General features: G+C 72.8%; 25 protein-coding genes. 16 read left to right on the top strand and 9 right to left on the bottom strand.

From position 1 onward, the window contains the following. Positions 1-35 precede the first annotated feature (35 nt). On the top strand, positions 36-671 hold the full coding sequence (locus tag MMF94_RS23035) for a DUF47 domain-containing protein (protein ID WP_241039228.1): 636 nt from the start codon (positions 36-38) through the stop codon (positions 669-671). A 1-nt stretch (position 672) separates the two neighbouring features. Further along, positions 673-1,668: an inorganic phosphate transporter gene (locus tag MMF94_RS23030; RefSeq protein WP_241039227.1), complete on the top strand. Its 996-nt coding sequence runs from the start codon at positions 673-675 to the stop codon at positions 1,666-1,668. 276 nt (positions 1,669-1,944) lie between these two features. Here the strand turns inward: MMF94_RS23030 and MMF94_RS23025 are convergent, their stop codons facing one another. The 4 genes from MMF94_RS23025 to MMF94_RS23010 all read right to left on the bottom strand — a co-directional run bounded on the left by MMF94_RS23025 (position 1,945) and on the right by MMF94_RS23010 (position 5,584). Next, positions 1,945-2,535 (bottom strand): Uma2 family endonuclease, encoded by a 591-nt coding sequence (locus MMF94_RS23025; RefSeq protein WP_241039226.1) that lies wholly within the window; start codon positions 2,533-2,535, stop codon positions 1,945-1,947. 69 nt (positions 2,536-2,604) lie between these two features. Next, on the bottom strand, positions 2,605-3,444 hold the full coding sequence (locus MMF94_RS23020) for an ABC transporter ATP-binding protein (RefSeq protein ID WP_241039225.1): 840 nt from the start codon (positions 3,442-3,444) through the stop codon (positions 2,605-2,607). Then, positions 3,441-4,535: a FecCD family ABC transporter permease gene (locus tag MMF94_RS23015; protein WP_241039224.1), complete on the bottom strand. Its 1,095-nt coding sequence runs from the start codon at positions 4,533-4,535 to the stop codon at positions 3,441-3,443. The genes MMF94_RS23020 and MMF94_RS23015 overlap by 4 nt, the downstream gene beginning before the upstream one ends. Further along, on the bottom strand, positions 4,535-5,584 hold the full coding sequence (locus tag MMF94_RS23010) for a FecCD family ABC transporter permease (RefSeq protein WP_241039223.1): 1,050 nt from the start codon (positions 5,582-5,584) through the stop codon (positions 4,535-4,537). Before MMF94_RS23010 ends, MMF94_RS23015 begins: the two co-directional genes overlap by 1 nt. Positions 5,585-5,752: 168 nt before the next feature. Here MMF94_RS23010 and MMF94_RS23005 point away from each other — a divergent pair, with 168 nt between their 5' ends. The 9 genes from MMF94_RS23005 (at position 5,753) to MMF94_RS22965 (ending at position 11,177) form a co-directional block, all read left to right on the top strand. Further along, entirely contained in the window at positions 5,753-6,517 is a 765-nt protein-coding gene (locus MMF94_RS23005) for a pyrimidine reductase family protein (protein WP_241039222.1), read from the top strand. A gap of 72 nt (positions 6,518-6,589) precedes the next feature. Continuing rightward, on the top strand, positions 6,590-7,090 hold the full coding sequence (locus tag MMF94_RS23000; protein ID WP_241039221.1) for an Asp23/Gls24 family envelope stress response protein: 501 nt from the start codon (positions 6,590-6,592) through the stop codon (positions 7,088-7,090). 28 nt (positions 7,091-7,118) lie between these two features. Further along, a complete protein-coding gene (locus tag MMF94_RS22995) occupies positions 7,119-7,445 on the top strand; it encodes a hypothetical protein (protein ID WP_241039220.1) in 327 nt (108 codons plus the stop codon). Then, positions 7,442-7,699 (top strand): hypothetical protein, encoded by a 258-nt coding sequence (locus MMF94_RS22990; RefSeq protein ID WP_241039219.1) that lies wholly within the window; start codon positions 7,442-7,444, stop codon positions 7,697-7,699. Before MMF94_RS22995 ends, MMF94_RS22990 begins: the two co-directional genes overlap by 4 nt. Before the next feature lie 19 nt (positions 7,700-7,718). Beyond that, on the top strand, positions 7,719-7,898 hold the full coding sequence (locus tag MMF94_RS22985; protein ID WP_241039218.1) for a hypothetical protein: 180 nt from the start codon (positions 7,719-7,721) through the stop codon (positions 7,896-7,898). Further along, positions 7,895-8,272 carry an Asp23/Gls24 family envelope stress response protein gene (locus MMF94_RS22980; protein ID WP_241039217.1) on the top strand — a complete coding sequence of 126 codons (378 nt, stop codon included), beginning with the start codon at positions 7,895-7,897 and terminating at the stop codon, positions 8,270-8,272. Before MMF94_RS22985 ends, MMF94_RS22980 begins: the two co-directional genes overlap by 4 nt. Before the next feature lie 21 nt (positions 8,273-8,293). Then, positions 8,294-8,833, top strand: coding sequence for a DUF6286 domain-containing protein (locus tag MMF94_RS22975; RefSeq protein ID WP_241039216.1), 540 nt, complete (start codon positions 8,294-8,296; stop codon positions 8,831-8,833). Beyond that, on the top strand, positions 8,830-9,507 hold the full coding sequence (locus MMF94_RS22970; protein ID WP_241039215.1) for an Asp23/Gls24 family envelope stress response protein: 678 nt from the start codon (positions 8,830-8,832) through the stop codon (positions 9,505-9,507). The genes MMF94_RS22975 and MMF94_RS22970 overlap by 4 nt, the downstream gene beginning before the upstream one ends. An 89-nt stretch (positions 9,508-9,596) precedes the next feature. Continuing rightward, entirely contained in the window at positions 9,597-11,177 is a 1,581-nt protein-coding gene (locus MMF94_RS22965; RefSeq protein ID WP_241039214.1) for an alpha/beta hydrolase, read from the top strand. Between the two features lie 37 nt (positions 11,178-11,214). Here the strand turns inward: MMF94_RS22965 and MMF94_RS22960 are convergent, their stop codons facing one another. The 4 genes from MMF94_RS22960 to MMF94_RS22945 form a co-directional block, all read right to left on the bottom strand. Beyond that, positions 11,215-12,492: a DUF732 domain-containing protein gene (locus MMF94_RS22960; RefSeq protein ID WP_241039213.1), complete on the bottom strand. Its 1,278-nt coding sequence runs from the start codon at positions 12,490-12,492 to the stop codon at positions 11,215-11,217. A gap of 230 nt (positions 12,493-12,722) precedes the next feature. Continuing rightward, complete coding sequence (locus MMF94_RS22955) at positions 12,723-13,982, bottom strand: aminotransferase family protein (protein WP_241039212.1); 1,260 nt, start codon at positions 13,980-13,982, stop codon at positions 12,723-12,725. Between the two features lie 81 nt (positions 13,983-14,063). Then, positions 14,064-14,483 carry a VOC family protein gene (locus tag MMF94_RS22950; RefSeq protein WP_241039211.1) on the bottom strand — a complete coding sequence of 140 codons (420 nt, stop codon included), beginning with the start codon at positions 14,481-14,483 and terminating at the stop codon, positions 14,064-14,066. Between the two features lie 84 nt (positions 14,484-14,567). Continuing rightward, a complete protein-coding gene (locus MMF94_RS22945) occupies positions 14,568-15,746 on the bottom strand; it encodes a PucR family transcriptional regulator (protein ID WP_241039210.1) in 1,179 nt (392 codons plus the stop codon). A gap of 74 nt (positions 15,747-15,820) precedes the next feature. Between MMF94_RS22945 and MMF94_RS22940 the strand changes: the two genes are divergently transcribed. Genes MMF94_RS22940 through MMF94_RS22925 form a run of 4 tightly spaced genes read left to right on the top strand, consistent with a single transcriptional unit; the run spans position 15,821 to position 21,047 of the window. Continuing rightward, positions 15,821-16,399, top strand: coding sequence for an urease subunit gamma (locus MMF94_RS22940; protein WP_241039209.1), 579 nt, complete (start codon positions 15,821-15,823; stop codon positions 16,397-16,399). Beyond that, positions 16,396-18,084, top strand: a complete 1,689-nt coding sequence (locus MMF94_RS22935) for an urease subunit alpha (protein ID WP_241039208.1) — start codon at positions 16,396-16,398, stop codon at positions 18,082-18,084. The genes MMF94_RS22940 and MMF94_RS22935 overlap by 4 nt, the downstream gene beginning before the upstream one ends. A gap of 12 nt (positions 18,085-18,096) precedes the next feature. Further along, the gene (locus MMF94_RS22930; RefSeq protein WP_241039207.1) at positions 18,097-19,746 is read left to right on the top strand and encodes an amidohydrolase; all 1,650 of its coding nucleotides are present in this window, start codon (positions 18,097-18,099) and stop codon (positions 19,744-19,746) included. Positions 19,747-19,748: 2 nt separating this feature from the next. Next, positions 19,749-21,047, top strand: coding sequence for an MFS transporter (locus tag MMF94_RS22925; RefSeq protein ID WP_241039206.1), 1,299 nt, complete (start codon positions 19,749-19,751; stop codon positions 21,045-21,047). Positions 21,048-21,056: 9 nt separating this feature from the next. On the opposite strand, the gene MMF94_RS22920 is transcribed toward MMF94_RS22925, so the two are convergent. After that, the gene (locus tag MMF94_RS22920) at positions 21,057-22,175 is read right to left on the bottom strand and encodes a serine hydrolase domain-containing protein (protein WP_241039205.1); all 1,119 of its coding nucleotides are present in this window, start codon (positions 22,173-22,175) and stop codon (positions 21,057-21,059) included. Positions 22,176-22,279: 104 nt separating this feature from the next. On the opposite strand from MMF94_RS22920, the gene MMF94_RS22915 reads away from it, so the two are divergent. Beyond that, positions 22,280-22,981 (top strand): class II aldolase/adducin family protein, encoded by a 702-nt coding sequence (locus MMF94_RS22915; RefSeq protein WP_241039204.1) that lies wholly within the window; start codon positions 22,280-22,282, stop codon positions 22,979-22,981. Positions 22,982-22,983 lie beyond the last annotated feature (2 nt).

Here is a 22,983-nt window from a genome sequence, read left to right as displayed (position 1 = left end):
CGGTCGGTACGAACGGACTACGGTAAAACCCCCGAATGGCCTTCCGGTTGACGCCGCATGAACGCGGCTTCTACCCGCTGTTCACCCGAGCCGCGGAGAACATCGTCCGTGCCGCGGACGACCTCGCGGCGCTCGTCGCCGCCGATCCCCCCGATCGGCCCGAGCTGGCGAAACGGGTGAAGGACGCCGAGAACGCGGGTGACGAGCTGACCCACGAGATCCTGGTCAAGCTCAACTCCACGTTCGTCACGCCGTTCGATCGCGAGGACATCTACCGGCTCACCTCGTCCCTCGACGACGTGCTCGACGCCATCGAGGAGGCCGCCGACCGGATCGTGCTGTACCGGCTCGGCGCCCTCCCCGGCGGCGTCGCCCGTCAGGTCGAGGTCCTCCGCCGGGCCGCGGCCGCCACCGCCGAGGCGATGCCACACCTCGCGAGCATGTCGCAGCTCCGCGAGTACTGGGTGCACGTGAACGCCCTCGAGGACGAGGGCGACGCGGTCTACCGGGCGCTGATCGCCGAGCTCCTCTCACCGCCCGACGACGTACCGCCTGCCGGCCTGCTGACGATCCTCAAGACCAAGGAGGTCGTCGAAGTGCTCGAGGAGGCCGCCGACGCGTTCGAGACGGTGGCGAACACCGTCGAGAGCATCGTGGTCAAGGAGTCCTGAGGTGGAGCTCGCCACGATCGTCGTGGTGATCGTCGTGGCGCTCGCCTTCGACTACACCAACGGCTTCCACGACGCCGCCAACGCGATCGCCACCTCCGTGGCGACCCGGGCGCTCACCCCGCGCACCGCGCTCGTCATGGCCGCCTTGATGAACCTGTTCGGGGCGTTCCTCGGCACCGAGGTGGCCACGACGGTGGGGAGCGGCATCATCGAGCCACCGGAAGGGCCCGCCGGGCTGCTGGTGGTGCTGGCCGCGCTGATCGGGGCCATCGTCTGGAACCTCATCACATGGCGGCTGGGGCTGCCGTCCTCGTCCTCGCACGCGCTGATCGGCGGTCTCGTGGGGGCGGCGCTGGCGTCGTCGGGGGGCGTGCACTGGGACGGTGTGCTCGAGAAGGTCGTCATCCCGATGGTGCTCTCGCCGGTGGTGGGTTGCGCCCTCGCCGCCGCGGTGATGCTGGCGATCCTCTGGATCTTCCGCAGGGGCAGGCCCGAGCCGCTGCAGCGCGGCTTCCGGCATGCGCAGACGGTGTCGGCCGCCGCGATGGCGCTGGGCCACGGCCTGCAGGACGCCCAGAAGACGATGGGCGTGATCGTGCTCGCCCTGGTGGTGGGGGGCTACCACCAGGGCTTCGAGATCCCGTGGTGGGTCGTCCTGGTCTCGGCGGGCGCCCTGTCGGCCGGCACGTACGCGGGCGGCTGGCGGATCATGCGGACGCTCGGCAGGCGGATCATCGCGCTCGACCCTCCGCGAGGTTTCGCGGCCGAGGCCACGGCGTCGTCCATCCTCTACACCACCGCCTTCGTGTTCGCCGCACCGATCTCGACCACGCAGACGATCACGGCGTCGATCCTCGGGGTGGGTGCCACGAAGCGGCTCTCCGCGGTGCGCTGGGGTGTGGCCGGCAACATCGCCATCGCCTGGGTGCTCACGCTCCCGATGGCGGCACTCGCCGCCGCGCTGGCGTTCTGGGCCCTGCGTCCGCTGGCCGGCTGACCCCGGCGCCGATGGTCAGGAGACCTTGCTCGCTGCGATGCGGGCCCGCTCGGCGTCGATGTCGAGCCTCGGCTGCGGGAACGGCGGGTCCATCTCGGCGAGGGTCTCGACGAGCAGCGCGGTGACCGGATCCGCCAGAGGACGTCATGCCCGAGCTCCTCCGGCGTGGGCTTCTCGAACGAGGCGATGTGCAGGCCCTGCGGGGTTGACCAGCCCACCGACGTGGCGGATCGTGCCGCCCTTGCTGTCGCGAGCGGCCACCGCCACCGTGGTGGCCTACGCGCCGGCGCGAGCCTCCGGCTCCTCGTCCGGCCCGGCCACGGCCACCAGGTCCAGCTCGAGGACGAACGGCTCCTCGATGCGCAGCTGCTCCCCCGCCCCGGCCCGCGCGTACTCGTGGTAGCGACCGCCGATGATCATGTCGGCCACCGCTGTGGGGCCGTCGTGGTCGATCAGGAGCGAGTACGGGATACGGCTGCGGGCGTAGAGCTGCGGCTTGAACGAGCGGTCGGCGATGCCGTGGTCCCGTCCCACCACCTCGATCACCATCAGCGCCGCCGCGGCCTCGAGTACCTCGTCGTCGCCTTTGCCCTTACTCTCCGTAGCGGCGGTGGTGACCACCAGATCGGGCACCAGCACGCAGTCCGGGCCGAGGCGCAGCGGCACCGCCTCCCGCACCCGCAACCCGTCGGGCAACGCCGACTCGACGGCCTCCCGCACCCGGCCCACCACGTCGGCGCGCTGCTCGGTGGCGGTCGGCCCGATGAACAGGGTTCCGTCCACCACCTCGACATGGCCGTCGTGCGGAAGGTCCAGGAACACGTCCTCGGTCCACGGTCCCTCGTGGTCGAACACTGCAGGATCCACAGCCCCCACCTCTCGGTCGTCCTCCGGCGCTCGGGCGCACATGGTGGCACGCCCGATCGGGGGACATCATCACGACCGCAGGTAACCGCCGATCGGAACGACCAGCGGGGTGCCGGCAACCGGGTCCGGAATCACCCTCGCCGCGAGACCGAAGACCTCCTCGAGCGACTCTTCGGTGATCACCTCGGCGGGCTTCCCGGCGGCCACGATGCGTCCTTCCCGCATGGCGACGAGCCGGTCGGCGTAGCGCGCCGCGAGGTTGAGGTCGTGCAGCACCATGACAACCGTGCGGCCCGCCTCGGAGTGCAGGCGCCGCACGAGCTCGAGCACGTCCACCTGGTGGGCGAGGTCGAGGAACGTGGTGGGCTCGTCGAGAAGCAGCAGGTCGGTGCCCTGCGCGAGCGCCATCGAGATCCACGCGCGCTGCCGCTGGCCGCCGGAGAGCTGGTCGACGGGCCGCTCCGCGAGGTCGGCGATGCCCGTCCAGTCCAGGGCCTGGGCGACGGCGTCCTCGTCGTCGGCCGACCACTGCCGGTACCAGGCTTGATGGGGGTGCCTGCCCCGGGCGACGAGGTCGGCCACCGTGAGTCCCTCGGGTGCGCTCGGGGCCTGCGGCAGCAGCCCGAGAACCTTCGCGACCTCGCGGGTGGGGACCCGGTCGATGCGCTTGCCGTCGAGCACGACCTGCCCCGCGGTCGGCTTGAGCAGCCGCCCGAGCGCCCGCAGCAGCGTGGACTTCCCACAGCCGTTGGGCCCGATCACCGCTGTGATCGTGCCCGCCACGACGTCGAGGTCCAGCCCGTCGACGATCGTGCGGTCGCCGTAGCCCAGCCGGACCTGCTCCGCTCGCAGCCGGACGGTGGGGTCCACCTGCATCCCGGCCTCCGATGAGACGTGCACCTGGGTCATGCGCGGGCCTCCCGGCCGTAACGGGCGATCAGGAACAGCAGGTAGGGCGCTCCGAGCACGGCGGTGACGATGCCGACCGGCAGCTCGGTGGCGCCGAAGGCTGTGCGGGCGATCAGGTCGGCGAGCACGGTGAGAGTGGCCCCCACGACGAGGGACACCCCGATGGGCGGGCGGGCCGACCCGACGAGGCGTTGCGAGATCTGCGGGGCCACCAGCGCCACGAACGCGATCGGGCCTGCCGAGGCGGTGGCCACCGACGCGAGCCCGACCGCGACGACGAGCAGCGCCGTGCGGGCGCGGTCGACCGGGATGCCCAACCCGCGGGCCGTGTCGTCGCCGAACTGGAGGCCGCCGAGCACGTGGGCGAGCACCAGTGCGGCCGGCACCAGGACGGCCAGCGCGATCGCCACCGGCACGACGTGCTCCCACCCGCGGCCGTTGAGGCTGCCGTTGAGCCACACGTAGGCGCGAGCGGCCTCGGTGACATTCGCAACGATGGTCAGCCAGTGGACGAGGGCGGTCAGGGTCACGTCGATGCCGATGCCCACCAGCACCAGCCGGAACCCCTGCACTCCCCGCCGCCACGCCAGCCCGTAGATCGCGAAGGCGCTGAACAGCCCGCCGACGAGGGCGGCCACGGGCAGGCCCACGGCGCCGAGTAACCAGCCGGAGCCACCGAGCACGATCACGCCCACCGCGGCGGCGTTCGCCCCTGCCGTGAAGCCGATCATGTCCGGGCTGGCCAAGGGGTTGCGCGCGATCGACTGCGTGATGGCGCCCGCCACGGCGAGCGCGGCACCGACCAGCAGGCCGGTGAGCGAGCGGGGCAGCCGCAGGTCCATGACGATGAACCGCTGGCCCTGGTCGCCGCCTCCGAACAGCACCGAGAGCACCTCGCCGACGCTGATCGGGAAGTCGCCGCGGCCGATGTTGAGCGCCATGCCGAGCAGCAGCACCACGAGCCCGATGCCGAGCACGAGCACCGTGCGCGGCCTCCAGACCACCGAGAAGGGTCCGAGCCGCATCGCGGGGCGACCGGGGACTCGCTCCCGGGCGGTCCGGGACGGCGATGGCTTGTCCAGTACGGCCATCAGATGGCCACCATCTTCCGCCGCCGTACCAGCCACACGAAGAACGGCCCGCCCACGAGCGCCAGCACGATCCCGACCTGCAGCTCGCCCGGCCGCACGACCACCCGCCCGATGACGTCCGCCACGAGCAGCAGCGCGGCGCCCGCGAGCGCCGACGCCGGAAGCAGCCAGCGGTAGTCGGGGCCGGTGACCATGCGGACGACGTGCGGCACCACGAGCCCGACGAACGCGATAGGCCCGCAGGCCGCGGTGGCCGAGCCCGCCAGCAGGGTGATCGCGACGATTCCGAGAATTCGTGTGCGGAGCACGGAGTGGCCGAGCGAGCGGGCGACGTCGTCGCCGAGAGCGAGCGCGTTGAGCGCGGGCGCGCTTGCCAACCCGATCACCAGCCCGGCGAGCAGGAACCACTGCACCTGGCCCGCAACCGCGGCGTCACGGCCTGCGATCGAGCCCACGGCCCAGAACCGGTAGGCGTCAAGCGCCTGGACGTCGATCAGGATGACCGAGGAGGTGAGCGCGGCCAGCAACGCGGACACCGCGGCCCCGGCGAGCGCCAGCGTGACCGGGGTGGGGCCGCCCCGGCCCACCGACCCGAGAATGAACACCGCGACGCTGGCGACGAGCGCCCCCGCGAAGGCGAACCACACGTAGCCGAGCAGGCCGGTGACGCCGAAGGCGTAGATCCCCGTGACGACGAACAGTGCGGCCCCGTTGTTGATGCCGAGCAGGCCGGGGTCGGCGAGCGGGTTGCGGGTGTGGCCCTGGATCAGCGCGCCTGCCAGCCCGAGAGCGGCGCCCGCCAGCACGCCCAGGATGGTGCGCGGGATCCGCAGCGACCGCACCACGATGTCGTCCTCGGTGCCGGTGGGCGAGACGAGCGCGTGCCAGACGGCGTCCAGCGGGATGGCTTTCGTGCCGATGGCGATGCTGGCGAGGCAGCCGGCCACGAGCACGACGACCAGCAGCGCGAGCCCCGACAGCCGGCGACGCCGCAGCGCGCCGGGTGCAGGGGACGGCGCGGGAGGGGTCAGCACGCTGTGCTCGCCCAAGATGGTCCTCCGCGTTCCGATCATGCACCGGTTCGATGCCGCATCACCATAGGTGAGGCTCGCCTTGGCAAATCCGGCGCGGGTGATCTGTGACTGCCTCGTGATCCCGCCCCGCCGGGTGGGGCGGGTCGGGCTGCCCCGGGTCGCGTCCCGTGCTGGGATGACGGCGTGCACCGCCTCCTGCCGCCCTCCCCCGGCACGCTCGACGCCGCCTCACCCGCTCCGCCTGACGACACCGCGCTGGACGACCGCGCCCTCGCGGCCCACTACGCCTATCCCGACGGGCTCACTGCTCCCTACGTGCGCGTGAACTTCGTGACCAGCGCCGACGGAGCCGTCTCCGTGGAGGGCCGGTCGGGGGGTCTGGCCTCGGCCGCCGACCGCCAGGTCTTCGGAGTCCTGCGCCGGCTCGCCGACGTCGTGCTGGCCGGCGCCGGAACCGTGCGTTCGGAGAACTACGGCGGCGCCCGGAAGCCGACCATGGGGAGGGACACCCCGCCGCCCATCGCCGTTGTGACGGGATCGGCCGACCTGGACCCCGCGAGCAGGCTCTTCACCGAGACCGTCGTGCCCCCGATCATCCTCACCCTCGCCGCGGCCCCGGCGCAGCGCCGCGATGCGCTGGTGGCGGCAGGTGGCGACGTCGTCGTGCTGGAGCGGCTCACCCCCGACCTCGTGCTGGCCGAGCTGGCCCGCCGCGGCCTGCACCGGGTGCTCTGCGAGGGCGGCCCGATGCTGTTCGGCAGCCTCATCGCCGCCGACGCCGTCGACGAGCTCTGCCTCACCGTCGGCCCGCTGCTCGCAGGCGGCACCGCCGGGCGGATCGCCTCAGGGCCGCCCGGGACCGAACCGCGGGCCTTGGAGCTGGTCGGGGCGCTGCACGAGGCCGGCACTCTCCTCCTGAAGTATCGCCGTGCTGCCCCGATCGGGTGACTTCCCGTGAGGTGTTCGCGGGTACAGACATCTGACGGGCGAACACTCCGCACAGTCGAGCACGGAGGGACCATGACCGAAAGCACATCCACCCCCACCCCCACCACCGCCACCAAGACCACCCCGGGCGCCACCGTCTCCTCGCCTGCCCGGCTGGCAGACGAGTCGTCGCAGGGCCGCACCACCATCGCCGCCTCCGTGGTCCAGAAGATCGCGGGCATCGCCGCGCGCGAGATCTCCGGCGTCCACGCGATGGGCGGTGGTGTGTCCCGGGCGTTCGGCGCGATCCGTGAGCGGATCCCCGGAGGCGGAGCCGGCGGCGCCGCCAACATCGCCGGTGTACAGGTCGAGGTGGGCGAGAAGCAGGCAGCGGTCGACCTGGACATCGTGGTCGAATACGGCGCGTCGATCGTCGAGCTGGCCCGCGCGGTGCGCCGTAACGTGATCACTGCGGTCGAGCGCATGACCGGGCTCGAGGTGATCGAGGTCAACATCGCCGTCAACGACATCCACCTGCCCGACATCGACGGCGACGAGGAGATCCCGACCGTGCAGACCGCACGCGTGGAGTGACCCGCCCCGCCCCGCAGGAGAGGTGCTCGTGACAGTCCCGACCACAACCGAGGCCTCGTCGCTGGCCGAGCAGGTGGCCACGGTCGTGACCTCGCACCCGTCGGTCGTGCGGCTGCACGGTGGGGTGTTCGGTGACGTCGCCACCTACCTGCCGGGACGCAAGCTCACGGGGGTGCGCATCGGCATGGGTGAGGAGCCCGTCGAGCTGGGTGTCGTGCTCCGCCTCGACCGGCCGATCCCGCAGGTCGTGCGCGAACTGCGGCAGAAGGTCTCGACGATGTGCGGCGGCGCACCGGTCGACATCACCGTGGGCGACGCGGTGCTCCCGGGCGAGACGGAGCCCGTGGCACCGTGAACGAGCAGCAGAGGTCGGAGTTCCGCGCGTTCGTCCGCGAGCACCATCCGGACCGGGGTGGTGATCCCGAGGTCTTCAAGGCAGGGCTCGCCCGGTTCGGCGTCACGGCACCCGCACCACCGAGTCCCGCCACCGATCCCGACGATCGTTACGACGCACCGGTCGAGGTGGTCCCGCCGTTGCCGTTCGCGGTCCGGGTCGGGGTCGCACTGATCCGCACCTGGCACCGCCAGCGCCGTCGCCGCGTGGAGTAGCACCCGTGAGGAGAAGCAGATGAACTACACCCAGACCGGCCTGCTCGCCGGTCTCGTCCTCGGCCTCGCCGGAGCCTTCGGCGGCTTCGGCGTCTTCCTGATCGTGCTGGTCGTGGGCGTGCTGGGCCTCCTCATCGGCTCGGTGGTCGACGGAAGGCTCGACATCAACACCATGCTCGGCCGAGGTCGGGACCGGTGAACGGCCGGACCCTCCCGGCGGTCGAGGAGCGGGGGCGGCTCGAGATCAACCCGGTCGTCCTGCGGAAGATCGTCGAGCACGCCGCGGACCAGGTTCCGGGCACCCTGCGCCACGAGCGGCGACTCGCCGGGATCGACGTGGGCGAGGCGGGAGCCAGCGCGAAGATCACCACCGGGTCCGGTGACCCGTCCGCCGTCGACGTGCGGCTCGAACTCCACCTGCAGTACCCGGCGGCCGTACGAACGGTGGTGAGCGCCGTGCGTGAGCGGGTGAGCCACGAGCTCGACCGCCTCGCCGGGCACCACGTGCGGGCCTGCACGGTGGTCGTGTCCGGGCTGCGCGGTGCCCATCACCTCGGGCCACGGCCGCGGTAGCCCCAGGCCAGGAGGAACGACATGCGCATGCTGCTTCGTCTGCTCGGCCTGCTGATCGGTCTCTGCATGGCCGCGGCGGGGGTGCTCATCGTGATCGAGGTGATCGCCGCGTGGCTACGCCGCAACGTGGTCACCGGGCTCGTCGTGCCGTGGCACCTCTGGCGGCCCCAGGTCGAGATGACGTCGTGGAACGAGGCCCCCGTTCCGGGGATCGCGATCTCGGTCGCCGTGCTCGGCCTCCTGCTGCTGCTGGTCGGGCTGCTGGCCCGGCGCTCCCACATCAATCTGGACGGCCCGGCGCCGGAGATCACCGCCGTCACCGCGCCCCGGGTGCTGGCCCGGCTCGTGGGCACGCGGGTCCGCGGCACCGACGACATCTTCAGCGCCTCGGTGACCGTGTCGCCGCGGCACGTGTCGGTGATCGCGCAGGCGTGGGGCGCGGCGGATCCGGAGCTGCGCGATGTCGTCCGGGCCCGCGTCGAGGAGTTGCTCGACGAGCTGCCGTTGCACCGCCGCCCGCGGGTGTCCGTCCTCGTCCAGGAACGGCAGGGAACCCGATGACCACGCCCGTCGCACCGGAGAACGGCACCGTCCCTGCCGAGCGTCCCCCACGCCCGACGCCCTCCGACGCCGTGCTGCACAGACGCGCCCGTGCGGCCCTGACCAGGTCCGCAGCGGTCGATCGCACCCTCGCGGTGCTGATCGGGCTCGTCCTCATGGTCGGCGGTGTGCTCGTCGCACTGCTGTCCTACGGCGTCTTCGGCGTCGCCCGGGCCGGGCGGCCGCTGCTCGACCCGATGATCGTCGACGCGATGCGCGTCCAGCCCGACGTCGCGCGCCTGGTGGTCCTCGGCGCCGGCGTGCTGCTCGTGCTCCTGGGGCTGACGTGGGCGGCACGGTCACTGCGGCCCGAGCGGCACCCCGACCTCGTACTCGACGGCGGACCGGACACCGCGATCGTCATCAGCTCCTCGGCCATGGCCGAGGCGATCAGCGCCCAGGTGAGCGCCATCCCCGGTGTGGGACGGGCCAGGGCACGGATGGTCGGCACCGACGACGCGCCTGCCCTGCGCCTCACGCTGTGGCTGGCCGACGACGCCGAGGTGCGAACCGTGCTCGACCGGCTGCACGACGAGGTGCTCGGGGTGGCCCGCGACTCGCTCGGGATCGCGGCGCTGCCCACCGCCGTACGGCTGGAGCTCGACACCTCGACGCCCCATCCCCGGGTGGCCTGACCCTCCGTTCACTCTCCCCACACCGCTGGTGGGGCAGGCTGCCCTGATAGGGCAGTCCTGGGCGCCCACCAGCAGGATCGGGAGGGCACGTGGCACGACCACCGCGTCATGCGGTCGCCGCAGTGCTCGTCTGCCTGGCCGCACTCGTCGCGGGCTGCACCGTCGGCCCGTCACAACGCCCGCCGGTGGCCGTGCGCGGTGAGAACATGCCGGCCGCGCCGACGAGCCCCGCCGATCAGCCACCGCTCCCCGACGTCTCGCTGCCCGCGCCGGAGCAGCAGCACTCCTCGATGCCGTTCACCGACTGCACCGAGGACGAGCTCGCGATGCTGCCCACGCCCGTCCCTTCCGACCGGACGCTGCGGGTCGAGTGCAGCGAGCTCACGGTGCCCGCCGACCCCGACCAGCCGGGGCTCGGCGCCGCCTCGCTCGGCGTGGTGCGCGTCGGCCTGGCCTCGTCTCCGCTGGACAACCCGCCGCTGCTCGCCCTGGGCGACTCTACGGCCGTGCCGTCGGCCCGCAACGCCGTGCGGCTCGCTGAGCAGGTGTCGCCCGAGGTGCTGCAGCAGTACACGCTGATCGGGCTGGATCGCCGCGGCGCAGGCGAGGATCTGCTCGACTGCGCGCCCGACAACGCCCGCGCCGCCCTCGTCGACGCCGATCCCGGGAAGTCGGACGAGTCGACGCTCGACTCGCTGCTGGAGCAGGCCCGTGCGGTCGTGCAGGAGTGCAACCTCGCGCTCGACGGTGGGCTCAGCGGCTACCGCACATCGGCCTCGGCCTCGGACATCGAGCTCCTCCGCGACGCGCTCGGCGTCGACCGGCTCTCCGCGATCGGTGTGGGCGACGGGGCGACGGCGCTCGCCGACTGGGCGCGCACCACACCGACGGCGGTCGGCAGGCTCGTGCTCGACGGTCCCACGCACCCCACCCTCGACGAGCCCGACCTCAGCGAGAGCCGAGCCGGTGCCGCCGAGGCGGCGTTCGGCGCGTTCGCCGTGGCATGTACGGCCCGCGCCGACTGCCCGCTCGGACCGGACCCGCGCGCCACGGTCATCGCGCTGATCCAACGGCTGCGCACGCAACCCCTCGCCGGAGCCGACGGCGAACGGCTCACCGCGGGTGCCACCATCACGGCGCTGCTCGCCGGACTGGCCGAGCCGCGGGACTGGCCCGAGCTCGGCCGGGCGCTGGCCGCGGCGAACACCGGTGACCCCGCTCCCCTGCTCACCCGGCTCGCACCGCTGGTCGGGCCGAGAGGGCAGTTCGACGGCATGCTCGCGGCCAGCTGCAACGATGCCCGGCGGCGCCTGTCCCCGGGGGAGATCAGCGATCTCGCACAGCGGTGGCGCACGACGTACCCGATCTTCGGCGGGACGTTCGCGCTCCGGCTGCTGGACTGCGCCCCATGGCCGGCGGGCGGTCCGGCGCCTGCCACCGGCCAGGCCGACGGCGCACCTCCGATCCTGGTCATCGGCACGGCGGCCGATCCGCGCGGTCCGCAGGACGGCTCCCGGCGCACCGCCGACTCCCTGGCCTCTGCCCGCTTCCTCGGGTGGCAGGGCTCCGGGACGGGGGCCTATCCGCGCACCCCCTGCGTCAGCTCGGTCGTGGACGCCATGCTGGTGGGAGGAATCATCCCGCAAGCCGGAACGCTCTGCCCCCCGTGATCCCCCCACGGGAGCAGAGCGCGCCGACCCCCCAGGCTCAGCAGTAGAGATCCTTCGCGAGGTCGACGACCTCGGCCGCCTGCCTGCGCGGCACCGACGGAAGGGCGGCGGGCACCGTCCTCGCGATCTTGTCCGCGGTGACGCCCTGGCCGAGCTCCTCACAGATCACCGCGGCGGTCTCGATCTCCGCGCGGCCGGACCGGCTCGTCGGGATCTCGGCGGCACGCAGCGCCCGCAGGAAGGTCACGGCGCTCTCGCTCGTCGGGTCGACCTCCACGGGCCCGGCACCCGGGCCGGGCGCGGGCGGCGGCACCTGGACCGCCGGAGGCTGCGGCGCCATCGTGGGAAGCGGCGAGCCGACGTCGGCCGGACGGCGATCGGGCCCGGCACTGACCAGCGCGGCGAGTAGCGCCACGATCGCCAGCACGGCACCGACCCCGACGACCACCAGCACCGGCCGCCGGCCGAAGCGCCGTGGCTGCCGCTCCGCGAGCTTGCGGTCGAGCCGCCGCACGCGCTGGTCCTCGGCCGCGTCCTCGTCGGACTCCGGCTCGTCGTCGAACTCGTCGACGTCGAGGTCCTCCGCGTAGTCCTCGTCGTACTCGTAGTCGCTGTCGTCGACGGGGAAGACGGTGGTCTCCGCCTCGGCGGCCTCGGCCGCGTGCCGGCGAGCCGCACGGCGACCGGCCGTCGCTCCCTCCACCGTCGGAGTCTCGTCCGGCGGCACGTCCCACGGAGCCCGCTCAGGGTGGCCCACGGGGAACATCGAGGGGTACGACGACGCCGGCCCGGGGGGCATCGGACGGCCCGGAGGCAGCGCGCCCATACCCGGCGCCGCGCCCGGCATCACGGTCCATGACCGCGGGCCCTCGTCGGGTCCACCCGCCAGCACCCACGAGGCCTGTCCTGGTCCGGCAGGCGCTCCCTGCCGGATACCGGCACGCAGTGCGGCGCTGGTGCGCTCCTCGGCCGCAGCCGCGGCCGTCGCCTCGTCGGACGCCCGGCCTGCGGCGTCCGCCGCGGCCTCGGCCTCCTCCGCCGCGCGCGCGGCGGCCGCGATGGCCGCAGCAGCCCTGGCCGCAGCGGCGGCGGCATCGATCTCGGCAACCATGGCGGCCTGCTCTGCCGAGGCCCGCCTGCGGGCGAGCTCGTCGAGCGCTTCCATGCTCGCGGGCGGTGTCCTCAGGAGATCGCCCATGTACGGGCGATCCTCGGTCAGAACGCTCTCGCGGCCCTCGGCCAGCACACCGCTCATACCGTCATCGGTCGCGGCGTGCCGGGCCATGGGCCGTCCACTTACCACCTCACCGGCCATCGCACACTCCCCATCCAGGGCCGCCATCCGGCCTTTTCTCACTCGGGTCAACGACCCGATGTGGAAAAGAGCGCGGTCCCGGCGGAAGGGGTGCCTGGCTGAGTGAGACCCGGTACCACCTGTGGCGATTCCCGGGTCGCGATGTCCCACCTTTCTCACCCAATGTGATCGTCAACCCACGACAGAACCGTCCCCTTCGGCGTGTCGTGCGCTCCGGGTAATCAGAGCGATCAAGCGGCGGCGTCGAGTGCGCCGCGAACGGCCGCGGTGAGCAGGTCGAGGTGATCGTCGGTGAGGGTGAGCGGCGGGGAGAACGCGACCGAGCTGATCATGGGCCGGATCAGGACGCCCCGTTCACGCGCGTGGCGTGCGACCACGGCAGGCAACCCGGGTTCCGAGGCCAGCCGCTCGGGGTCGAACTCCAGCGCCCCGAGCACCCCGGTGCCACCGCGGACCTCCGCCACCAGCGGATGGTCACCCAGCGAACGCAGGGCCGCGTGCAGCGTGGTCTCCAACGACTCGGCACGCTTGAGCAGGCCCTCGTCGGCGAGGACGTCGAGGTTGGCCAGGGCGGCGGCACAGACCGTCGGATGCCCGGCGTAGGTGGCGCCGTGCCGGAATGCGGGTGCGCCCGGTTCCCAGAACGGAGCGGCCACGCGTTCGTGGACCACGACTCCGCCCAGCGGCAGGTACCCGCTCGTCACGCCCTTGGCGAAAACGACGAGATCGGGGACGACACCGAAACGGTCGACGCCGAACCAGTCGCCGAGCCGTCCGAAACCGCAGATCACGCTGTCGACCACGAACAGCACGCCGTGGCGGCTGCAGATATCGCGGGTCTGCTCGATATATCCCGGAGGCGGGGGAAGCACGCCGCCCGCACCGATCACCGGCTCCACGAAGAACGCGGCCACCCGCTCCGGCCCGATCAGCTCGATCTCCTTCTCGAGCGCGGCGGGGTCGTCGTAGGCGACGCGGACGACGTCGGGCACGAACGGCGCGGCGACCCGGTTGGCCGGCATGCCGCCGAGCGACGTGCCGAAGCCGTGGGTGCCGTGATAGGCGTACTCGCGGCTGATCAACACCGTGCGCTCCGGCTCACCGGTGCGCGCGAAGTACTCCCGGGACATCTTTGCCGCCGTGTCGATCGCGTCCCCGCCGCCGCTGGCCAGGAAGACCTTGGCCCCGGGCATCGGCGCGAGCGCGGCGAGGCGGCGGCTGAGCTCCTGGGCCGGATGGTTCGCGAAGTCGCCGAACGTCTGGTACGTGGCGAGCTCGCGCATCTGGGCAGCGACCGCCTCGACGATCTCGGCACGCCCGTGCCCGGCGTTGACGCACCACAGGCTCGCCGTGGCGTCCAGGTAGCGGCTCCCCTGCTCGTCGAAGAGCCACACATCCTGGCCGCGGGTGATCACGAACTCGGAGTGGCGAACCGCGCCCATCGGGGCGAAGGGGTGCCAGAAAGCGGTGTCCGTCCCGGTATCGCTCATGCGTGATCACCCTACCCGCGAGCGGGCACACCCACCTCGGGCCGGATACCGGACTCTTCGCAGGACCCCGCGATCCGCGGCCTACTTCGCGAACAGCTGCGACCGGTCCTTGAACGCCTTGAACTCGAGTGCGTTGCCAGCGGGGTCGAGCAGGAACATCGTCCACTGCTCGCCAGGCTCGCCGGCGAACCGCAGGTAGGGCTCGATCACGAACCCCGTGCCCGCCGCGCGGAGCCGCTCGGCCATCTCGTGGAACCGCTCCACGGTGAGCACGAGCCCGAAGTGCGGTACGGGCACGCGGTGACCGTCCACGTCGCTATGGCCGACGGGCCCCGAGCCCGGCGCCCGGTGGGTGACGAACTGGTGGCCGTCGAGGTCCCAGTCCACCCAATGGACATCCGAGCGGCCTTCGGCGAGACCGAGCACGCCGCCGTAGAACTCGCGCGCACGCGCGATGTCGTCGACGGGGACGGCCAGGTGGAAGGGGGACAGTTCCGTCACGTTCGCTCCTGTCACGTTCATTCCTCGATGTCCGGACGCGCTCCGGCGTCCGCCGCCGAGTCGACCACGCGTGCTGCCTCCGCGTCACGCCGGTCGAGGTCCGTGGTCCTCCGAGGCCTGCATCGCGAGGAGGACGACAGCGGCGTCCGTGGGCACCGTGACGTCGCGCCCGGTCAGCTCGGCGAAGCGCTGCAGCCTGCTCCGCACGGTGTTGCGGTGGCAGTACAGGCGCGCCGCGACGTCGGCGACGGAGCCGGAAGCGGCGTAGGCGCGCACGGTCTCCACCAGCCGCTCTCGCTCGCGCGGCGGCGCGAGGGAGAGCCCGGCCAGCTCGGCTCGCACGAGTTCGTCGGCGGTGTCGGCGAGCCTCGCTGCGGCGAGCGGGAGCCACGCATCGGGCAGCTGGCGCGGACCGTCGAGGCCGGGCAGGAGGTCGGCCAGCTCGCCCGCCAGCCGAGCGCTGCGCGGTACTGCCGCGACCCCGTGCGCGAGCGGGCCCACGCCGCACGGCACCCCGGCGAGCGCCGCCCGCACCGGTGCGCCGGTGCCACCCTCCCAGCGCGCGAGGAGCACCACGTGCCGGCCGGTCGACTGCACGTGCACCTCCCGGCCGCCGGCGCCGAGCCGGTCGGCGGCGCGCCGGAGCAACTGCCCCGACGCCGGCAGGGCGGCCGCCACGAGCAGGTCGGCGTCCACCTCCACGTCGAGGGCGACGGCCACCCTGGCCACCTCGTCGCGGGTGGGTGCCTCGTTGTCCAGCAGCGCCGCCACGAGCATCGTGCGCTCACCCAGTAGTTCGTTGGCGAGCAGCGCTGCCTCGACCTGGTAGCTCACCTGGATCTGGGCGGAGTATTCCTCGACGACGTTCCAGACGTCCTCGGCGTGAGCCACGAGCAGTGCCTCGTCGGCCGGGGCGGCGCGATCCCGCAGTGCCGACCAGAGCACGCGGAAGTCCAGCCGCACAGCCGTGAGCAGGTCGTCCAGCGGCACGCCGCGCCGTGCCCGGTCACGGCCGATCGTCGGCGCGATGGAGCGCATACCGTCGGGGAGGGTCTGGCCGGCCAGCCGGCGCAGGAGGACGTCGAAGGTGAGGGTCGCGTCGGTCACCAGCCGGTCCATCGGCACGACGCCGCGCCCGTAGGGCGGGATCGCCTGCACCCGTTCGATGAACGCCACCACCAGCGTCGCCGCGTCGCCGCGCAGCCTGCCGATGAGCGCGGTCCACCGCTCCCGCCCGGCATCCTCAGGGTCGCCATCGTGCATATGCACAACGTAACCGGCGATTTCCGTGCAGAATCACGCTACAAACGCCGTTCCAGAGGGCGCATGCTCATCCGATGCACCTCACGCCCCGGGAGCAGGAGCGCCTGCTCCTGGCGAGCGGCGCCGACCTGGCCCGTCGTCGGCTCGCGCGCGGCGCCCGGCTCGGCGCCCCCGAGGCGGTGGCGCTGGTGTGCGACGAGATCTGCGAGCTCGCCTGGGACGGCCTCCCCTACGACGAGATCGTCGCCCGCGCTCGCGAGGTGCTCCACCCCGGACAGCTCGTCGACGGCGTGCCCTCCGCGGTCCCGGCGCTGCAGGTGGAGGCGCTGTTCCCGCACGGAAGCGTGCTCGTGCACGTCGACGCGCCGTTCGGTCCGCCGCCCGCGGACGGGCCCGGGGCCGTCCGGCCCGCCGCCGGGGACATCGAGCTGGCGCCAGGGCGCGAACGGGCGGCCGCGGTGCTGCGCAACACCGGCCCGTCGGTGATCTGGGTGTCGTCGCACGTTCCGCTCGACCAGCTCAACCCCGCTCTCGACGTGCAGCTGCCCGCATCGGGCCGCTACCGGCTCGACGTCGCCGCAGGCTCCGCGGTGCGCGTGGACCCGGGAGCGCGGCGCGAGGTCGCGGTCGTCCGGATCGGGGGCGGTGCATGACATCGTTACCCCGGGCCGAGTATGCGCGGCTCTACGGACCCACTACCGGCGACCGGATCCGGCTCGCCGACACGGACCTCTGGATCGAGGTCGAGGCCGACGACACCGAGCCGGGCGAGGAGCTGATCGGCGGCTGCGGCAAGACCGCCCGGCACGGCGCGCTGGTGAGCAGCTCCGCCGACCGCGCCTCGGCACTGGACATGATCGTGCTCGGCGTCGTGCTGCTCGACCCCGTGCTCGGGGTCCGCAAGACGTCCATCGGCATCAAGGACGGGCGTGTGGTGGGCGTCGGGCGCGCCGGCAACCCCGACGTGCAGGACGGCGTCGAGCTCGAGGTCGACGCGCACACCGCGATGATCACCGGCGAGGGGCTGATCGCGACACCCGGGATCGTCGACTCGCACGTCCATCTGTCCAACGCAGACCTGGTACCGGCAGCGCTGTCGGCCGGCGTCACGACGATCGTCGGGATGGGCATCGGCGGGGTCTGGGACGTCGGGGCAAACCCCCGCCACAACCTGCACTCCCTCATCGACGGCTGGGCGGGCGTTCCGGTCAACGCTGCCTTCCTGGCGCGCGGCTCGTCCACCTCGGCCGAGCTGCTGGAGGAGGCGGTGCTGTCGGGTTGTGGCGGCTTCAAGGTGCACGAGGACTGGGGCGCCACTCCCCCGGCGATCGACACCTGCCTCACCGTGGCCGAGCAGGTCGACCTGCCGGTGGCGCTGCACACCGACACGCTGAACGAGGCGGGCTACCTCGCCGACACCCTCGCCGCGGTGGACGGCCGCGCTGTGCACGCCTACCACGTTGAGGGCGGCGGCGGGCACCCCGACCTGCTCTCGATCGTCTCCCGCGAGAACATGCTCACCTCGTCGACCACGCCCACGCTGCCGCTCACGCCGTCCACGGTGGCGGAGCTCGGCCCGATGACGCTCACCGTGCACCGCGGCCACGCCCACGTGCCCAGCGACGCCGCGATCGCCGCGAGCCGCATCCGCGAGCACGCCATCTCCGCCGAGAACTGGCTGCACGACCAGGGCGCCATCAGCATCGTCAACTCCGACTCGCTGGGCATGGGCCGCATCGCCGAGACCGCCCGCCGTACGTGGCAGCTCGCGCACGTGCAGGCCACGCTCGCCGGCGAGACCGGCCCGGACGTCGTCAACAACGCCCGGGTCCTGCGCTATCTCGCCAAGCTCACCCACAACCCCGCCGTCGCGCACGGGCTGGCCGCGCACGTCGGGTCCGTGCGGCCCGGGCTGCTGGCCGACATCGCGCTGTGGAACCCGGCGTGGTTCGGGGCCCAGCCGGAGCTGGTGATCAAGTCCGGCTTCGTGGCCTGGGGCGCGGCAGGCTCGGGCTCCGGATCCACCCGGCTCACCCAGCCCCGCCGGATGCGCGCCTTCTACGGAGGGCTGGGCGCCGCACCCGCCCGGCTGGCGCACGTGTTCGTCTCGCAGGCGTGCCTCGACGACGCGAGCGCGCGGGCCGCGCTCCCGGCCGGTCGCCGGTACTCACCCATCGCCGGCAGCCGCGACCTGACCTGCGCGGACATGCTGCACAACACCGCTACCCCGCAGGTGGAGATCGCCCCGGAGCCGGTGCCCGTGCGCGCGGACGGCCGGGAGATCCCGCTGCACCGATCGCCGACGCTGCCGCTGACGCGGCTGCACCACCTGGGATGAGGACGCGCGTACATGGATGTCGATCTGGTGGTGCGGGGCGTCTCCGTCGTGACGATGGACGACGAGCGTCCGCGCGCCCGCAGTCTCGCCGTGCATCACGGGCGCGTGCTCGCCCTCGATGCCGAGGGCCTGCGTGGCCGCACCGAGATCGACGCCCAGGGCGCCGCGCTCGTCCCGGGCTTCGGCGACGCACACAACCACATGGCCTGGTTCGGACACGGGCTCGAGGCCCTCGACCTGTCCGGACTCACCGACCTCGCCACGCTCTACGAGCGCGTGGCCACCCGCGCCGCGGCACTGGACGCGGGCGCGATGGTCGTCGGCACGGGGTACGACGACACCACGATCGGCGGGCACCCGCACCGCCGCGGGCTGGACCGGGCGGCCGGGGGGCGCCCGGTCTGGCTGCAGCACAGGTCGGGGCACGTGTGCACGGTGAACAGTCCACTGCTGGAGCGGATCGGACTGCTGGACGGCTCGGCGAAGGTGCCGACCGGCGGGGTGGTGGTCACCGACGGGTCCGGCGAGCCCACCGGGGTGCTCGAGGAGCAGGCGCAGAACCTGGTCGTGGATCTCATGGTGCCCTACCCCGTCGACGAGCTGGCGCGGGCGATCGGGCGCGCGTCGGCCGTCTACGCCGGGGAGGGCCTGACCCACGTCACCGAGTGCGGGATCGGGGCCGGCTGGATCGGCCGGTCACCGCTCGAGCTGGCCGCCTACCAGCAGGCCCGCGACGCCGGTGAGCTCGGCGTGCGGGTGCAGCTGATGCCGACCGTGGGCGCGTTACGGCCGCTGTCCGGCCACGCCGACGACGCCGTACGGTTCGGCCTGGACCTGGGCGTGCGCACCGGGTTCGGCGACGACCGGCTGCGGATCGGGCCGATGAAGATCTTCCTCGACGGGTCGCTGGTGGCCCGCACCGCCGCGATGCTCGACCCGTTCTGCGACCGGCACTCGCACGGCTACCTCCAGGACGACCCCGACGTCATGCGCTCCCGGATCCTCGACGCGCACGCGTCGGGCTGGCGGATCGCGGCGCACGCGATCGGCGACCGCGCGGTCGACCTTGCCCTGGACGTGTTCGCCGAGGCTCAGGCACGCCACCCGCGCCCCGGCGCGCGGCCGCGGATCGAGCACGCCGCCGTCACCACGCCCGCGCAGATCACGCGGATGGCGCAGCTGGGCGTCACACCTGTGCCCCAGCCCCGGTTCCTGTACGAGATCGGCGACACGATGGCCGCCGCGATCGGGCCGGACCGCACCGACGGCCTCTACCGGCATGCGAGCTTCCTGCGGGCAGGCGTGCGCGTTCCCGGCAGCTCCGATCGTCCGGTCGCGGCGGGGGCACCGCTGCTCGGCATGCAGTCGATGGTGCAGCGGCTCTCGTCGTCGGGCGCGGTCATCGGCCCCGACGAGCGCGTCGACGCCACCACGGCCCTGCGCGCCTACACCCTCGACGCGGCGTGGATCGCGGGCGAGGAGGCCGAGCGGGGCAGCCTCACCCCCGGCAAGCTGGCCGACTTCGTGCTGCTCACCGACGACATCACCGACGAGCGCACGGTGCCTGCGGACCGGATCGGATCCACCGGCGTGATCGCCACCTTCGTCGGTGGGCGCTGCATTCATGGGGCGGCGGCGCTCGGTCTCGATCCGGAGGCGTGACCGTGGCCGAGCCGGTGACCGTCAACGACGCGGACGCCCGCAAGGTCGCGTTCGGCGCATTCGTGGGCACCGCCCTGGAGTGGTACGACTTCTTCCTCTTCGGCACCGCCGCCTCGCTGGTGTTCAACCACCTGTTCTTCGCCAGTGACGACCCCGTGGTGGCCACAGCGGGCGCGTTCGCGTCCTTCGCCGTGGGCTTCGCCGCCCGGCCCCTCGGCGCGATCCTCTTCGGCCACCTCGGTGACCGGATCGGCAGGCGGACGTGTCTGATCATCACGGTCGCGCTGATCGGTGTCGTCACCGGCGTGATCGGGCTGCTGCCCACCTACTTCTCCATCGGCGTCGCCGCGCCCGTGCTCCTCACGCTGCTGCGGCTCCTGCAGGGCGTGGCGGTCGGCGGTGAGTGGGGCGGTGCGGTCACCCTCGCCGTCGAACACGCGCCGAAGGAGCACCGCGGCCGGTACGCGGCCATGCCGCAGATCGGCTCACCGATCGGCACCCTGCTCTCCTCCGGAGCGTTCCTCGCGGTGTCGCTGCTGCCGCCCGAGAGCTTCGACTCCTGGGGCTGGCGTCTCCCGTTCCTCGCCGCGTTCCCGTTGCTCGGCATAGCGCTCTGGATCCGGCGACGGGTGGAGGAGTCGCCGCTGTTCGAGCAGCTTCTGCGCGAGGACGAGCTGGCCCGCTCCCCCGTCACCGAGGTGTTTCGCCGGGCGTTCCCGCAGCTGCTGGTGGGCGCGGGCTCCACGCTGCTGGGAGTCGGCGGCTTCTACCTCGCTACCACCTTCGTGATCAGTTACGGCACCGAGTACCTGGGGGTCGACAGCTCCGTCCTGCTCACCGGCACGCTCGTCGCGGCGGGCGTCGAGATCGTCGTGCTGCTCGTCGGCGGGCGGATGGCCGAGCGGTACGGGCCCGGCCGCGTGACGGTAGCGGGTGGCCTGGTGTCGGCGCTGGTCGCGTTCCCGGCGTTCTGGCTCATCGACACGGCGTCGACCACGCTCGTGATCCTCGGGGTGACGCTGGCCGTGGCCTGCCTCTCGCTCCCCTACGCCGTGTCCGGCGCACTGCTCACCGACCTCTTCCCGGCCCGGCTGCGCTACAGCGGCGTGGCGCTTTCGGCCAACATCGCGAGCGTGATCAGCGGTTTCGTCCCGCTGATCGCCACCGCGTTGCTCGCCGTGAGCGGTGGGCGGTCGTGGACGCCCGCGCTGCTGCTCGTGGTGATCGCGCTGATCACCGCAGGCTCCGGGGCGCTGGCCCCGCGGATCTCGCTCGGGCACGACGAGGTGGTCACCGGCTGAGGCGAAGCGCTAGTGCCGCTTGGCAACGGCCGCGGAGACCTGGTGCATCGTGGTGAAGTCGCCGATCGTGTTCCGGTTCTTCAGCACGGCCACCGCGGTGCCGCTCGCGCGGTCGGCGAACGCGGCGGTCCCTCCGCTGCCGGGCATGCCGAAGACCGCAGGTCCCTCGAACACGCCACCGAGCCCGCCCACGGCGTATCCCAGCCCGCGCTGCACCGGGAACGAGAACACGGCGTCGACGCCCTCCACGGCCAGGGCCGTGGCCTCCCGCAGCCGCGAATCCGAGATGAGCCGCACGCCGTCCACGTCGTGCATGAGTGCCGCGTACATCCGCGCCACCGCGCGGGCGGTCATGGTGCCGGTCGCAGGGATGTCGGCGGCGAGCAGGTCGGCGCGGTTGCCGAACGCGGCGACGGGCGCCGTCGCGGGCGGCGCCCACACCCAGCCTTCGGGAGCGCCCGGCGACGGCAACGCCGGCGGCTCCTCGTCCCCGCTCGCTGCGGACATCGGGTCCTCCAGCCGGGCGAGCCTGCTCAACTGCGTGGGCGGGACACCGAAGAAGAGCTCGTCGGCCACACCGAGGGGCTCGGCCACCTCCTCGTGGAGCACCTGCGAGATCCGCTTCCCGGTGGCCCGCCGGACGATCTCCCCGACGATCCACCCGAACGTCTGCGCGTGGTAGCCGGTGGCCGTCCCCGGTTCCCACCACGGCTCGGCGTCCGCGATCAGGGCGCACATCCCGTCCCAGTCGAGGAAGGCCTCGGGTTGCGTGGCGACCGGGAGCCCCGGAACGCCGGTGCTGTGCGTCAGCGCGTGCCGCAGCGTGGCTCCCTGCTTGCCGTGGGCACCGAACTCCGGCCACAGCTCCACGATCGGGGTGTCGTAGTCGAGCACGCCACGCTCGGCGAGGACGTGCACCACGGTCGCGGTGACACCCTTGCCCGTCGACGTGGCGAAGAACGGGGTGCTCGCCGTGACAGGCCGCCCGGTCTCCACGTCGGCCACACCCGCGACCGCGTCGACCACCTGCTCCCCGTTGCGATAGACGGCCACCTGCAGGCCCCGCTCCGAGCCTGACTCGATGAGCCGGTCGAGTACCGCTTGTACGTCGGCCTGCATGTCGTCCATCGCGTTCATCCCTTCGTGGCGGCGCTGTGTGATGAGGTGTTCTCGGGTACGTCGGTGCCGGGGGCACCCCGCCGCGACAGCCGCCCGAGAGGAGACCGTCCGACATGTTGCTGCCCAACCAGCGCGTCGAGATCGTGCAGTACTGCCGTCAGATGCAGGCCGATGAGCTGACGGTGGGCACCTCGGGCAACCTGTCCGTTCGATACGGCGACCACATCGCCATCACGCCGAGCGGTGTGCCCTACGAGAACCTCACGGCCGCCTCGATCTGCGTGGTCGACCTCGACGGGAGGCCCGTGGAGGAGGGGCTCGCGCCGTCGTCGGAGCTCCCCATGCACACACGCGTCTACGCGGAGACCGACGCCGTGGCCGTGGTGCACACCCATCCGCTGTACGCCACCGCGCTGTCCACGCTGGTGGACGAGCTGCCCGCGATCCACTACATGGTGGCGCTGCTCGGCGGCCCGGTGCGGGTGGCGCCCTACGCCACGTACGGGAGCCCCGAGCTCGCGGAGGGCAGCGTGCGGGCGCTCGCCGGCCGCTACGGCGTGATCCTGCAGAACCACGGCGCCACCACCTACGGCGACACCCTCGAGAAGGCCTACACCCGCAGCATCTACCTGGAGTGGCTCTGCCGCCTGTACCACCAGGCGCAGCTACTCGGGCAACCCCGCCTGCTGCCGCCCGAGGAGATCGAGCGGGTGGCCCGGATGCTCGGCGGCTACGGGCAGAACCCCCTGGGGCACGGGACGAACTCCGATCCGGTGTTTCCCCTTCCGCGCAGCGAACCGGCCGGCCACCACTGAAC

This window comes from Pseudonocardia alaniniphila, assembly GCF_022524485.1.
Taxonomy (GTDB): domain Bacteria; phylum Actinomycetota; class Actinomycetes; order Mycobacteriales; family Pseudonocardiaceae; genus Pseudonocardia; species Pseudonocardia alaniniphila.
The sequence above is the reverse complement of the archived record's forward strand: the minus strand, read 5'-3'. Positions and strand labels throughout refer to the sequence as shown.